This window comes from Sphingomonas desiccabilis, assembly GCF_004135605.1.
Classification (GTDB): Bacteria; Pseudomonadota; Alphaproteobacteria; order Sphingomonadales; family Sphingomonadaceae; genus Sphingomonas; species Sphingomonas desiccabilis.
This window is the reverse complement of sequence record NZ_SDPT01000001.1, coordinates 1,337,081-1,350,055: the sequence shown is the minus strand read 5'-3', so window position 1 is coordinate 1,350,055 and position 12,975 is coordinate 1,337,081. Positions and strand designations below refer to the sequence as shown.

Annotated in this window: 12 protein-coding genes; 8 read left to right on the top strand and 4 right to left on the bottom strand. The window is 67.4% G+C overall.

The features are described from left to right. The first annotated feature begins 23 nt into the window (after positions 1–23). From EO081_RS06480 to rsmA, 3 genes are read left to right on the top strand one after another with little or no spacing between them, the layout of a single operon-like run. Positions 24–1,388: a peptidylprolyl isomerase gene (locus EO081_RS06480; RefSeq protein ID WP_240697558.1), complete on the top strand. Its 1,365-nt coding sequence runs from the start codon at positions 24–26 to the stop codon at positions 1,386–1,388. Between the two features lie 11 nt (positions 1,389–1,399). After that, positions 1,400–2,422 carry a 4-hydroxythreonine-4-phosphate dehydrogenase PdxA gene (pdxA, locus tag EO081_RS06475; RefSeq protein ID WP_276319825.1) on the top strand — a complete coding sequence of 341 codons (1,023 nt, stop codon included), beginning with the start codon at positions 1,400–1,402 and terminating at the stop codon, positions 2,420–2,422. A gap of 6 nt (positions 2,423–2,428) precedes the next feature. After that, positions 2,429–3,256, top strand: coding sequence for a 16S rRNA (adenine(1518)-N(6)/adenine(1519)-N(6))-dimethyltransferase RsmA (gene rsmA, locus EO081_RS06470; RefSeq protein ID WP_129341039.1), 828 nt, complete (start codon positions 2,429–2,431; stop codon positions 3,254–3,256). Positions 3,257–3,262: 6 nt separating this feature from the next. Here the strand turns inward: rsmA and EO081_RS06465 are convergent, their stop codons facing one another. From EO081_RS06465 to EO081_RS06450, 4 genes are all read right to left on the bottom strand, one after another. Further along, complete coding sequence (locus EO081_RS06465; protein WP_129341038.1) at positions 3,263–3,784, bottom strand: tetratricopeptide repeat protein; 522 nt, start codon at positions 3,782–3,784, stop codon at positions 3,263–3,265. Between the two features lie 34 nt (positions 3,785–3,818). Then, positions 3,819–5,000, bottom strand: coding sequence for an RsmB/NOP family class I SAM-dependent RNA methyltransferase (locus EO081_RS06460; RefSeq protein WP_129341037.1), 1,182 nt, complete (start codon positions 4,998–5,000; stop codon positions 3,819–3,821). A 21-nt stretch (positions 5,001–5,021) separates the two neighbouring features. After that, a complete protein-coding gene (guaB, locus tag EO081_RS06455) occupies positions 5,022–6,479 on the bottom strand; it encodes an IMP dehydrogenase (protein ID WP_129341036.1) in 1,458 nt (485 codons plus the stop codon). Between the two features lie 65 nt (positions 6,480–6,544). Continuing rightward, entirely contained in the window at positions 6,545–7,321 is a 777-nt protein-coding gene (locus EO081_RS06450; protein WP_129341035.1) for an ATP-grasp domain-containing protein, read from the bottom strand. Positions 7,322–7,445: 124 nt separating this feature from the next. On the opposite strand from EO081_RS06450, the gene EO081_RS06445 reads away from it, so the two are divergent. The 5 genes from EO081_RS06445 (at position 7,446) to rapZ (ending at position 12,956) form a co-directional block, all read left to right on the top strand. Then, positions 7,446–9,263, top strand: coding sequence for a DUF885 domain-containing protein (locus EO081_RS06445; RefSeq protein ID WP_129341034.1), 1,818 nt, complete (start codon positions 7,446–7,448; stop codon positions 9,261–9,263). A 97-nt stretch (positions 9,264–9,360) separates the two neighbouring features. Beyond that, complete coding sequence (locus EO081_RS06440) at positions 9,361–10,068, top strand: response regulator transcription factor (RefSeq protein ID WP_129341033.1); 708 nt, start codon at positions 9,361–9,363, stop codon at positions 10,066–10,068. Then, positions 10,037–11,608, top strand: coding sequence for a sensor histidine kinase (locus tag EO081_RS06435; RefSeq protein ID WP_129341032.1), 1,572 nt, complete (start codon positions 10,037–10,039; stop codon positions 11,606–11,608). Before EO081_RS06440 ends, EO081_RS06435 begins: the two co-directional genes overlap by 32 nt. After that, entirely contained in the window at positions 11,608–12,036 is a 429-nt protein-coding gene (locus EO081_RS06430) for an HPr kinase/phosphorylase (protein ID WP_129341031.1), read from the top strand. Before EO081_RS06435 ends, EO081_RS06430 begins: the two co-directional genes overlap by 1 nt. Beyond that, positions 12,033–12,956 (top strand): RNase adapter RapZ, encoded by a 924-nt coding sequence (gene rapZ / locus EO081_RS06425; RefSeq protein WP_129341030.1) that lies wholly within the window; start codon positions 12,033–12,035, stop codon positions 12,954–12,956. The genes EO081_RS06430 and rapZ overlap by 4 nt, the downstream gene beginning before the upstream one ends. Positions 12,957–12,975: the final 19 nt, after the last annotated feature.

Below are 12,975 nucleotides of genomic sequence, written 5' to 3'. Positions count from 1 at the left end.
TGGTTGATGAGGTTGAACACCAGGTGATCAAGAATTTCGTGAACGGGCGCCGGATTCGGAACGCCGCCACGCTGCTGCTGCTCGCCGGTGCGGCGACCGCATCGACCCTTTCGGCGCAGACCGTGCCCGACGACCAGGCGAGCCCCGCAGCCAATCTCAATCTTCCGCAGAACCCGACGATCTTCGGCAAGCAGGATCCGAACGTCCGCAAGGCGACGGCGATCGTGAACAATGCGGTGCTGACCGGCACGGACGTCGACCAGCGCATCGCGCTTGTGGTGGCACTCAACAACATTAAGCTGAGCCCGGAAGACCGCGACCAGCTGCGCTTGCAGATCGTCCGTCAGCTCATCGACGAGACGCTGCAGATCCAGGAGGCCAAGAACAACGACATCACCGTCACGACGACGGAGATCGATCAGGGCTTTGCCCGGGTGTCGCGCAACTTCAAGCGGACACCGGACGAGATGCGGGCCTACCTGCGTCAGGTCGGTTCGTCGGAAAAGTCGATGAAGCGCCAGATCGAGGGCGAACTCGCCTGGAGCCGCCTGCTGCGCAGCCGTGTCGAACCGTTCATCAACGTGGGCGACGAAGAGGTGAAGGCGATCCTGGACCGTCTGGAAGCGGCCAAGGGCACCGACGAATATCACCTGAAGGAAATCTATCTTTCCGCCACACCCGACCGGGAAGCAGAAGTGGTCGACGCCAGCCGGAAGATCATCGAGCAGATCCGCAAGGGCGCCCCGTTCGAATATTTTGCCTCCAACTTCTCCGAAGCGTCTACCCGCGCGGTGCAGGGAGACCTCGGCTGGATCCGCCTCGCCACCCTGCCGGCCCCCCTCGCCCAAGCGGCGCAGGGCATGGAAGTGGGCCAGATCGCGGGACCGATCGAGACGCCCGGCGGCTTCTCGATCCTGTATCTGACCGACAAGCGGCAGGTACTGATGGCGGATCCCCGCGATGCACGCCTCAGCCTGCGCCAGCTCACCAAGAACTTCCCCGCCGGCACCAGCCAGGCACAGGCAGCCAAGCTCGCGGCGCAGTTCGCCGAGGCTACCAGCAAGATTCGCGGCTGCGGCGAAGTCGGCAAGGTCGCGAGCGACCTCGGCGTGGAAGTGGTCGACAACGACTCGGTTCGCGTCCGTGACCTTCCGCCCGCGCTCCAAGAACTGATGGTGAAGTTGCAGGTGGGCGAAGCGACCCAGCCGTTCGGCAGCCCGACCGAAGGTGTCCGCGTGCTCGTGCTCTGCGGCCGCGACGACAGCCGCACCGCAAGCCTCCCGTCCGCGGAAGCCGTGCAGCAGCAGGTCGAGCAGGAGCGCGTGAATCTCCGCGCCCAGCGCATGCTGCGCGACCTGCGTCGCGACGCGATTGTGGAGTATCGCTGATCTCTACTACGGTGCCTCCCAGCCAGCGGCCGTCCGACGTCCCCCCGCTGGCCGTCTCGATGGGCGATCCGGCCGGGATCGGTCCGGAGATCATTGCGAAGGCCTGGAGCGCTCGGGCGCCGCACATGCTCCCGGCGTTTTTCGCCGTCGGGGACCCGCGTGCGGTGACTCAGGTCTGGGATGGTCCCGTCGTCCCGATCAGCGACCCGCACGAGGCGACCGGAGCTTTCGACCAGGGGCTTCCGGTGATCGCAGCGGCGGACGCGGGCGAGGTTGTCCCGGGAGCGCCCGATATCGACGGCGCGCGCTGCGCCCTCCAGTCGCTGGAGCTGGCCGCCGGCTTGGCCCGGTCGGGAGCCGCCAGCGCGGTGGTTACGGGGCCGGTTTCCAAGAAGCAGCTCTACGACATCGGCTTCACCTACCCCGGCCAGACCGAGTTCGTCGCGGAACGGTGCGGCGTGGCGCATGAGAATGCCGTGATGATGCTCGCGGGTCCCACGCTGCGGGTCGTGCCGATCACGACGCATATCCCGCTACAGACCGTTGCGAGCACGATCAGCATCGAGCTGATCGTCGCCAAGGCGCGCGCCACGGCTCGGGGCCTGCAACGGAACTTCGGCATCCTGAAGCCGCGCCTGGCCTTTGCCGGGTTCAATCCGCATGCCGGAGAAGGCGGTGCCATCGGCAGTGAAGAGATCGACTTTCTGATGCCTGCCATCGAGCAGCTGCAGGCGGAAGGTATCGACGCCGTTGGTCCGTTTGCAGCGGACACGATGTTCCACCCGCGTGCGCGTGCCCTCTATGACGTGGCGCTCTGCCTCTACCACGACCAGGCGCTTATTCCGATTAAGACCCTGCACTTCGACGAGGGCGTGAACATGACGCTCGGCCTGCCGATCGTGCGAACCTCGCCGGATCACGGCACCGCATTCGGGATCGCCGGCCGCAACGAGGCCGAGCCGGGAGCGATGATCGCCGCGATCCGCATGGCTGCACAGGCCGCAGCCGTGCGGCGCTCCAGCGCCTGCCAGTAGCACCCGATGGACACGCTGCCCCCGCTACGGGAGGTTATCCGCCGCCACGGTCTGAGCGCGAGCAAGGCGCTTGGCCAGAACTTCCTGTTCGACGGGCAGCTTCTGGCCCGCATTGCCCGAGTGCCGGGCGATCTTGCGGGGGAGGAAGTGCTCGAAGTCGGCCCGGGACCGGGCGGGCTCACACGCGCCCTGCTCGCGGCGGGGGCGCAGGTGACGGCGATCGAACGCGACCACCGCTGCATCCCGGCGCTTGAGGAACTGTCCGCCGCCTATCCGGGCAAGCTCCGGATCATCGAGGGGGATGCGCTGGAGATCGATGCGCCCGCTCTGTTCGAGGGGCGCCCACATATCGTCTCGAACCTGCCTTATAACGTCGGCACGGCCCTGCTGATCGGCTGGCTTTCCTCCGACTGGTCTCCTTGGTGGCAGAGCCTAACGCTGATGTTTCAGAAGGAGGTTGCGGAGCGCATCGTGTCGCAGGCGGGCGAGCAGGCCTACGGACGCCTGGCGGTGCTCGCGCAGTGGCGATCGACAGCACGCATCGCAATGCCGGTTCATCGCTCCGCGTTCACGCCCCCGCCCAAGGTGATGTCGGCCGTCGTGCACATCCTTCCCGGCACGATGCCGGAAGGCGCGCGGATGGCGACGCTGGAGCGGCTCACCGCTGCGGCCTTTGGGCAGCGGCGCAAGATGCTTCGGCAGAGCCTGAAGCCGGTCGCTGGCGCACTGGACGCGGCCGAGCGCATCGGGATCGACGTCACCCGGCGTGCGGAAACGGTTCGGGTGGACGAGTTCGTCGCCCTGGCACGAGCACTCGACGCGCCGGCCGGTTGATCGATCTTACGGCTTTGCCGGGGTTACGGTCGAAGGCTGAGCAGGCGTAACCGATTGCTGGGCCGTCGCGGTGGCTGGCGGCCCCTTGCTGATCGCAGCCGCCAGAGCGGTCGCGTCGGTGCAGTCATTGCCGCACAGCTTCCGGATCTTCGCCAGGTTCTCCTGCGCCTTCACCATCGCACCTTTAGCGACCAGCGCCTCGCCCTGCCCGCGTAGCGCCCGCAGGTCCGTCGGCTCTAGAGCCAATGCCTCGCGGTAGAGCCGGATCGACTGGCCGGGCAGGCCGCGGGCCCGGGCGATCTCCGCGAGGACGTTGAAGGCCTGCCGGTTGCGCGGGTCGACGACGAGGGCGGTTTCGATCAGACCGACTGCGCGGTCCAATTGTCCGGCCGCGCGTGCGGCCTCCCCCTGTTGCAGCAGCGCCATCGAACGCGGATTGATCTGGTCGTCCGGACGCTGACCGCTCAGCGACGTGGAGATGCTGACGAGCGCCAGCGCAGCTGCCGCCGTCAGAGTGGTGAGGCGCATGATCTTCTCCGTTAGCGTCACGACTGCACGGCTATCACGCGCGGGCAAGCCTCGCGACAAAAAAGCCGTCGGTGCCATCGTGCGCCGGCGTCAGGCGCAGGCCCTCGCCGTGCCGCCGTCCCGCGATCGCTTGGAGTGCCGACGCCGACCAACTCGGGTGTCGGCCCATAAAGGCCGCAACCTGATCCCGCCCCTCTTTATCAAGCAGGGAACAGACCACATAGGTGAGGCTCCCGCCAGGGCGCACCAACTGCGCCGCGACGTCGAGCAGACGAGATTGTACCTCCGCGAAGCGGTCGAGCCGCTCGGGCGTCAGCCGCCATCGCGCCTCCGGATTGCGTCGCCATGTCCCGGTTGCCGAGCAGGGCGCGTCGACCAGCACCACGTCGGCGCTTTCGTGCAGATCCGCCAATCCTGCGGCTTCCCGCTTGGGGTCGAGCAGCCGGGTCTCCGCGATCGTGACGCCAGCGCGTGCGGCACGCTCCGGTAGCTTCGACAGCCGCGGGCGGTCGGTGTCGCTCGCCACGATCCGCCCGTGGTTGTCCATCGTAGCCGCCAGCGAAAGGGTCTTGCCGCCCCCTCCTGCGCAAAGATCCACGACGCACATGCCGGGCTTTGCACCCGCGAGGCTGCCGACGATCTGGCTGCCGGCGTCCTGCACTTCGATGCGGCCTTCTCGCCAGGCGGGCAGTGGCTCGACCGGCGCATCGGTACCCAGCCGAAGGGCATCCGGCGCGAAGCGCAACGGTTCGCCGCCGATCTCCGCCTGTACCGAGGCGCGATCCGCCTTCAGCCGATTGACCCGAACATCGACCGGCGCCCGCTCCAGGAGCGCAGCGACTTCTTTCGTGTCTAGGTCGGAAGCCGCGAGCGCGTCGATCAGCCATGCAGGCGCGAGCGCCGTCACCGCTTCCGGTTCGCTCGCCTGGATCGAAGCCGGCCCGTACGCGGAACCGTCAAAGCACTCCGCCAACTCCGGACGCTCCCGGGCCAACGCGACGATGGCCGCACGCCCGCTGGCCGGCCGCTCGCCGAAGCTTCGGATCGCCTCCCAGACAAGCGCACGGATCGCGCGCCGGTCCTTGGACCCCGCGTAGCGGCGCGCGGCGAAGAAACGCTGCGCGATCGTGTCCGCCGCCGCGCCGCCGCTGCGCGCAGCCTCGATCACCGCGTCGAGCAGGTCGATCGCTGCCTGCGCGCGCGCCGCCGGTGTCATGCGCCTGTTCCCGCCGTTGGATCAGCGCGTCGGATAGTTGGGCGCTTCACGCGTGATCGTCACGTCGTGGACGTGGCTTTCCTTCAGGCCCGCACCGGTGATGCGCACGAAGCGCGCGCGCTCCTGCAGCTCCGGAAGCGTGCGCGAGCCGGTATAGCCCATTGCCGCCTTCACGCCGCCGACCAGCTGGTGAATCACGTCGCGCGCCGGACCCTTGTAGGGGACCTGGCCCTCGATGCCTTCCGGCACGAGCTTGAGCTGATCCTTGATGTCCTGCTGAAAATAGCGGTCGGCCGAACCCTTGGCCATCGCGCCCACCGAACCCATGCCGCGGTACGACTTGTACGCACGGCCCTGGTACAGGAACGTATCGCCCGGCGCTTCCTCGGTACCCGCGAGCAGCGAGCCGATCATCACGGCCGAGGCACCGGCGGCGAGCGCCTTGGCGACGTCACCCGAAGTCCGGATGCCGCCGTCGGCGATCACGGGGACGCCCGACTTGCGCGCTTCCTTGGCCGACTCCATCACCGCCGTCAGCTGCGGCACGCCAATGCCGGCGACCACGCGGGTCGTGCAGATCGAGCCCGGGCCGATCCCGACCTTGATGCCGTCCGCGCCCGCGTCGATCAGCGCGCGCGTTGCTTCGGCAGTCGCGACGTTGCCCGCGATCACCTGAACAGAGCTGGAGAGCTTCTTCACCCGCTCGACAGCGCGCGCGACCTCACGATTGTGGCCGTGGGCGGTGTCGATCACGATCAGGTCGCACTCCGCATCGACCAGCGCGGCGGTGCGCTCATAGCCCTTGTCGCCGACCGTCGTGGCTGCGGCAACGCAGAGGCGCCCCGATCCGTCCTTGGTCGCCGACGGATAGGTCACCGCCTTTTCGATGTCCTTTACGGTGATGAGGCCGACGCAGCGATACGCCTCGTCCACCACCAGCAGCTTCTCAATGCGGCGCTGGTGCAGCAGGCGGCGTGCGTCCTCCTGGCTGACGCCGGCCGGAACCGTCGCGAGATTGTCGCGCGTCATCAGCTCGGACACCGGCTGCGCCGGGTTCTCGGCGAAGCGTACGTCGCGGTTGGTCAGGATGCCGACGAGCTTGCCCGAGGCGTCCGTCACGGGAATGCCGCTGATGCGGTGGCGCTGCATCAGCGCCTGCGCCTCGGCAAGCGGCGCGTCGGCCAGAATCGTGATCGGGTTCACCACCATGCCCGATTCGAAGCGCTTGACCGCGCGCACGGCGGCGACCTGCTGCTCGATGTCGAGGTTTCGGTGGAGCACGCCGATGCCGCCCAACTGCGCCATGACGATCGCCATGTCCGCCTCGGTCACCGTGTCCATCGCCGAGGACAACACGGGGATGTTGAGCGCGAGGCCGCGGGTCACCTGAGTCCGCGTGTCCGCCTGGCTGGGCAGAACGTCGGATTCTGCCGGGTACAGGAGAACGTCGTCGAAGGTGAGACCGAGAGGGATGTCCATGGGGGCGCCAGATCCTGCGGGAGTCGGAAGTTGGCGGCCCATGTAACCAAGGTCATCCCGCCGCGCTAGGGGGCGATTGGCTCCAGTGCGTCGACATGCGCCTGAAGATAGGCACTCACTTCGCCGACCAGCGATCCGCCGAAACGCGGGTTGATCTCCAGGATCTGCGGCTGCCCGTCCTCCAGCTTGTAGTTGAAGCAGCAGGTGCCCTCATACTCCATCGCGTCCAGGATGGCACAGCAGAGCGGTAGCGCGTCACCCGGATCGGCGGGGACAGTCGCTTTGGCGGCCTGCGCTCCTCCCCGCACGGCGAGAGGCGTTCCCATGTCATAGCGATAACAGAGCTGGAAGCGGACTTCCCCGTCGATGCGCAGCAGGTGCAGAACATATTCGTCAGCGCCAGGCACGGCGCGCTGGTGGAAGGAGCCCTCCTGAAGGCCGCCGATCGCCGCTGCCTCGGCAGCACCGCGCACCATTACGCAGCCCGCCCCGAAGTTCCCGTGGCGCGACTTGCGGATATAGGGAAAGCACTCCGGCTCAGCCCCCAACAGCGCGGGGACGTTCGCCTCGAAGCGATGTTCGATCAGCCACTGGTTGCATGCCAGCTTGTCGTCACACAGCGCCACGAGATCCGAACTTGGCAGCACCGCGCGGCGAACGCCGTCAAAGTTCGCCGGACGCGCCTGCGCGATCTGTGCAACACTGAGCGGCACCACCAGGTCGAACGCCGCGAAGTCCGCAGAAGCGAGGTCCGCGAAGCTTGGCTCGAACCGCCCACGGTCGATGTATCGGGCGATTGCCGGCGCTTGCGTGGAATGCTCGCCGAACAGCACGCGGATCATACGGGTGCGTCCGGCAGGGCGAGATGGGCTTTCTTCATGACCTCGTCATGCTAGCAAAGCGGCTCGATTCCAAGCCGGGGCCGGCAATGCTGCTTCGGATACCTGTTGCCCTTGAGGAGCCTGCATGTCCCTGTCCCGCCGCGAACTTCTGGCCGCCGGCGCGGCGGCCGCCGCGACCCAAGCTCTCCCGAATGTCGCCCTGGCCGCGACCGGCGCGGACGCACAGGCGGAAGCGCTGTTGTCGCAGATCGCGGAATCGCTGATGGCGGACATGCCCGAAACTGCATCCGGGCTCGGGATCGACACAGGCAAGCGAGCGGCGCTTAAGTCCCGCCTTGGTGACCGCTCCCCGGCAGGTCAGGTGAAGCTGCGCCAGCACCTCGCGGATCATGTTCGTCGCCTGAAGGCGATCGACATGGCGCAGCTCTCGACGGCCACGCACACCGATGTCGACGTTGCTCGCACCGCATTCGAGACCGCGCTCGAAGGCTTCGCCCAACCCTATGGCGACGTCGCTATCGGGGGCTGGCGCAACACGCCCTATGTGGTCGTGCAGAACGTCGGAGCATACCTCGATACCCCGCGCTTCCTGGACAGCGATCACAGGATCGAGACCCGCGCCGATGCCGAGGCATTCGTCTCCCGCGTCGAGGCCTATCCTGCTCAGCTCGACGGCGAGACCGAACGGCTGCGCGCGGCAACGGCGTTGGGCGTGATCCCGCCCGACTTCCTGCTCGACAAGACGCTCGTCCAGATCGGCAAGAGCCATGCCGGGGCGGTGACCGAGTGGGATCTCTACAAGAGCTATGCCAGCCGCACTGGAAAGATCGGGGGTGCGGACGCCAAGGCGGTGGCGCAGGTGTTGGAGCAGAAGGTTCGACCCGCGCTGCTCCGCCAGGAGGCAGCGCTGACGGAACAGCGGGCGAAGGCGACGAGCGACGCCGGGGTCTGGAAGCTTCCGGCTGGCGACGCCTATTACGCCTGGGCGCTCCGCGCCTCCACGACGACCAACATGACCCCCGACGACGTCCACGCGATGGGCCGCGAGGAACTCGCGCGGCTCCAGGCGGAGATGGATACGATTCTGAAGCCGCTCGGCTATACGAAAGGGACTGTCGGCGAGCGGATGGCGGCACTGGGCAAAGACCCGCGCTTTCTGTTCCCGAACGATGACAGGGGTCGCGAGCAAATCATCGCGCTGCTGACCGATCGCATCCAGGACATGCGCGCGCGGATGCCACGGGCCTTCCATACGCTGGTTCCGGGCCGCGCGGAGGTCCGCCGCATTCCCCTGGTGGAGGAAGCCGGGGCACCCGGTGCCTATGGTGGGCCGGGGTCGATCGACGGCAGCGTTCCGGGGAAGCTGTGGATCAACCTCCGTACGACCGCGATCTGGCCGCGGTACGCGCTTCCCACCCTCTCCTACCATGAAGCCATACCGGGGCACGTCTGGCAGGGGGAATATACGTTCCGTCTGCCGCTCATCCGATCGCTGCTGGGCTTCAACGCTTTTTCCGAAGGCTGGGCACTCTACAGCGAGCAGCTGGGTGACGAACTCGGCGTCTACGAGAACGATCCCGTGGGGCGGCTCGGCTACCTGCAGTCGATCGCCTTCCGCGCCTGCCGGCTCGTGGTCGACAGCGGACTTCACGCAAAGCGATGGACGCGCGAGCAGGCGATCCGGTGGTTCGCCACGACCAATGGCTCAAGCGTCGAGGAGGTTAGCGGCGAGGTAGACCGCTATTGCTCCTGGCCGGGGCAGGCCTGCGGGTACAAGGTCGGCCATTCGGAGATCAACCGGCTCCGGCGCAAGGCACAGCAGGCGCTCGGCGACCGTTACGACTTCCGTGGGTTCAACGACGCGGTGATCACCGGAGGAGGCGTTCCGATGACGGTGCTGGAGCGGAACATCGACGGCTTCATAGCCAAGGCGCGGGGGTGACCCCGCGTTCGCGGCGGCGTCGCAAAGCGGGCGAGGTTGAGCCTCCCATCTCTTTGGGATACCGCGAGGGGATGGCAGCGGAACCAGAGGATCAGCGATGACGGCGACGATCGCGCTCGTCGATGACGATCGCAACATCCTGACCTCGGTCTCGATCGCCCTTCAGGCGGACGGGTTTGCGACGCGCGTCTATTCGGACGGCGAAGCGGCGCTGAAGGCACTGATCGACAATCCGCCGGACCTCGCGGTGCTGGACATCAAGATGCCCAAGATGGACGGGCTCGAACTGTTGCGGCGCCTGCGGGAGAAGAGCCAGGTCCCGGTGATCTTCCTGACATCCAAGGACGACGAACTCGACGAAGCCCTCGGCCTCGCGATGGGGGCCGACGATTACATCGCGAAGCCCTTTTCGCAGCGATTGCTGATCGCCCGGATCCGGGCGATCCTCCGCCGCGCGGAGGCGCCCGCGGCCGCGCTCGGTGCGGACGAGGATCCTCCGCAGCCTGTCCTGGTCCGCGGTCGTCTTTCGATGGACCCTGCACGCCATCGCGTGATCTGGAACGGCGGGGTCGTGACGCTCACGGTGACCGAATTCCTGATCCTCGAAACGCTGGCACAGCGGCCCGGCATCGTGAAGACGCGCAACCAGCTGATGGATGCAGCGTATCAGGACGACATCTATGTCGACGACCGGACCATCGACAGCCACATCAAGCGCATCCGTCGCAAGTTCCGGCAGGTAGACAACGAATTCGATGCCATCGAGACGCTCTATGGCGCCGGCTACCGCTTTTCGGAGGAGTGAGGGGGAAGCGCTGACGCCCCGCCGGTCGGGGCGGGTATCGCTGACCCCGCGCATCCTCTTCGTCAACATCTTCGCCCTGGCGCTGGTCGCTGGCGGCTTCTTCTATCTCGACAGTTTTCGGGCGCGCATCCTCGACGAGCGGGTCGGCCAGGCCGAGCGTGAGATTGCCCTCACCGGTGAAGCGGTGCGCGCCGTCACTCCCGATGTCCGGACCCAGCTCCTGTTGCGGATGGCAAGGGCCCAGGGGGCCCGGCTGCGGGTCTATGATGCGGCCGGTGTCGAGCGCTTCGATAGCCGGACGGCGGGCGTGGAGAACTTCCGGCTGCGCGATCCCGACAAGGAGCCGTGGCAGCAGGACGTTGCCCGGGCGCTCGACGCGATGATCGACACCGTCGCCGGCACCCGACGCGCGCCGCTCTACCGGGAGCGGGGCAAGGCAGACGGGCTGGAATGGCCGGAGGTGGTTGGCGCGGCCACCAGTGGAAGAGCCGCCGCAACCGTCTGGCGCGCACCGGATCGTTCGCCCGTGATTACCGCGGCCGCCCCGCTCGCCGCCGGCGTCACGCTGCATTCGACCGCGGATGCTCGCGACATCGTCCAGACCGTCCGCGCCGAACGCCTGCGATTGAGCGTCGTGCTGCTGGTGGTGGCACTCGTATCCGTGCTGCTCTCCCTGTTCCTCGCGCGCACGATCGTACAGCCGCTCCGCCTGCTGGCGCGTGCAGCGGTGCGCGTCCGTCTGGGCCGGGCACGCGAGGTTGTGGTGCCGCGTCTGCCGTATCGACGTGATGAAATCGGGATGCTCGCGCGCGCGCTCTCCGACATGAGCGGCGCCCTCCGCGCGCGAATCGATGCGACCGAAGCCTTTGCCGCGGACGTGACCCACGAGCTCAAGAACCCCCTGGCGTCGCTCCGTTCTGCGATGGACAGCCTCGATCACGTCAAGGATCCGGCGTTGCAGGAACGGCTGATGGCGATCATGCGCGACGACGTGCATCGGTTGGACCGCCTGATCAGCGACATTTCCGACGCTTCGCGCCTGGACGCGCAGCTGAGCCGCGCGAAGTTCGAGCCGATCGATGTAGCGGCCCTATTGGACGCGTTGGTGGGCCTGCGTGCCGAGCGTGAACCGATCCGAGGGGTGCGCGTGCGGTTCGACCGGCTGAGCGACGGCCCTTTGTCGGTCTCGGGAGAAGGCGCCCGGCTGGAGCGCGTGTTCGAGAACCTGCTCGACAACGCGGTGTCGTTCTCCCCGGACGAAGGGCTGGTCACCGTGTCCGCGATTGCGGAGGACGGCTCCATCGTCATCCGCGTCGAGGATGAGGGCCCGGGCGTGCCCGAGGAAGCACGGGACGCGATCTTCCGGCGCTTTCACTCCGTCCGCCCTGCGAGCGAGGCTTTCGGCACCCACTCGGGACTGGGCCTTGCCATCGCGCGCACCATTGTCGAAGGGCATGGAGGCATGATCGCCGTCGAATCCCGAGAAGACCGTCTGAGCGGTGCCCGCTTCGTGGTGCGCCTGCCGCAGGTGGCGGCGTGATGACCGCTGCCGAGACACTCCACGCCTGCTGTGTCGCGATCGGCGGCCGTGGCGTGCTGATCGAGGGGGAGTCCGGCGCCGGCAAGTCCGACCTGACGCTCCGCCTGGTGGACCGCGGCGCCGAGCTGGTCAGCGACGACTATACGGTGCTTGAGGTGCAGGGCGCCCGCCTGATCGGTCGCGCACCGGAACGGATCGCGGGGCGGATCGAAGTGCGTGGGATCGGCATTGTCTGTCTGCCGTTCCGGAACGAGGTACCCGTCGCCATGATGGTCCGCATCGAGCCCACTCCCGAGCGGCTTCCCGAACCCCCGGAGAAGCGGTGCATCGCCGGGGTCGAGATCCCGCTCGTGGCACTCCCCGCCCTCGAACCCTCGGCCCCGATCAAGGTCGAGCTCGCGCTTCGTATGCTCGCGGGCGCGGCATGAGCGGGCGGAACGAGCCCCAGCGCATTCTTCTCGTCACCGGTTTGTCCGGTGCGGGCAAGTCGACCGTCCTCAAGACACTCGAGGATCTCGGCTGGGAGGTGGTCGACAACCTGCCGCTGCTCCTGCTCGATCGCCTCCTCGCGACGGAACAACCCGTCACCCACCGGGAGGGCGGGCAGCCGCTGGCTATCGGCATCGGTTCGCGCACCCGGGGTTTCGACGCAGAGAGCATCGTCCGCCGCATCAAGCTTCTGAACGAGGAAGGCGGGCGCGACATCGGCACGCTGTTCCTCGACTGTGCCAGCACCGAACTGGAGCGCCGCTATGCGGAGACCCGGCGGCGGCACCCGCTCGCCCTCGATCGGCCGGCCAGCGACGGCATTGCGCGGGAGCGGGAGCTTCTGGCGCCACTACGCCGCTGGGCAAGCCAACTCGTCGACACCACCGACATGTCCGCAGCCGACCTGGCGCAGCAGGTCCGCGCGACGTACTCGACCTCCGGCCATGGGGAGCCGACGCTGTCGGTGCTTTCGTTCGGCTTTGCGCGAGGACTGCCGCGCAACGCGGACATCGTTCTGGACATGCGCTTCCTGCAAAATCCGCATTGGGTTCCGGAACTGCGCCCCGGAACGGGACAGGATGCCGACGTCGCCGCCTATGTGGCGGAGGATCCGGCCTATCCAGCGGCGATGCAGGCGATCGAAACGCTGCTCGCCACCCTTCTTCCGCGTTACCGCGCCGAAGGAAAGGCCTATGTTACCGTCGCGTTCGGGTGTACCGGGGGGCGACACCGTTCGGTCCACGTCGCAGAACGGATGGCGTCATGGTTGCGCGACGCAGGATTTTCGCCCACGGTGACCCACCGCGACCTGGGAACAATTCCCCAGAACTCGCTGGAGGATGCACCGCAGGCTCCATGAATCGCTCGGGGGCTCGAGA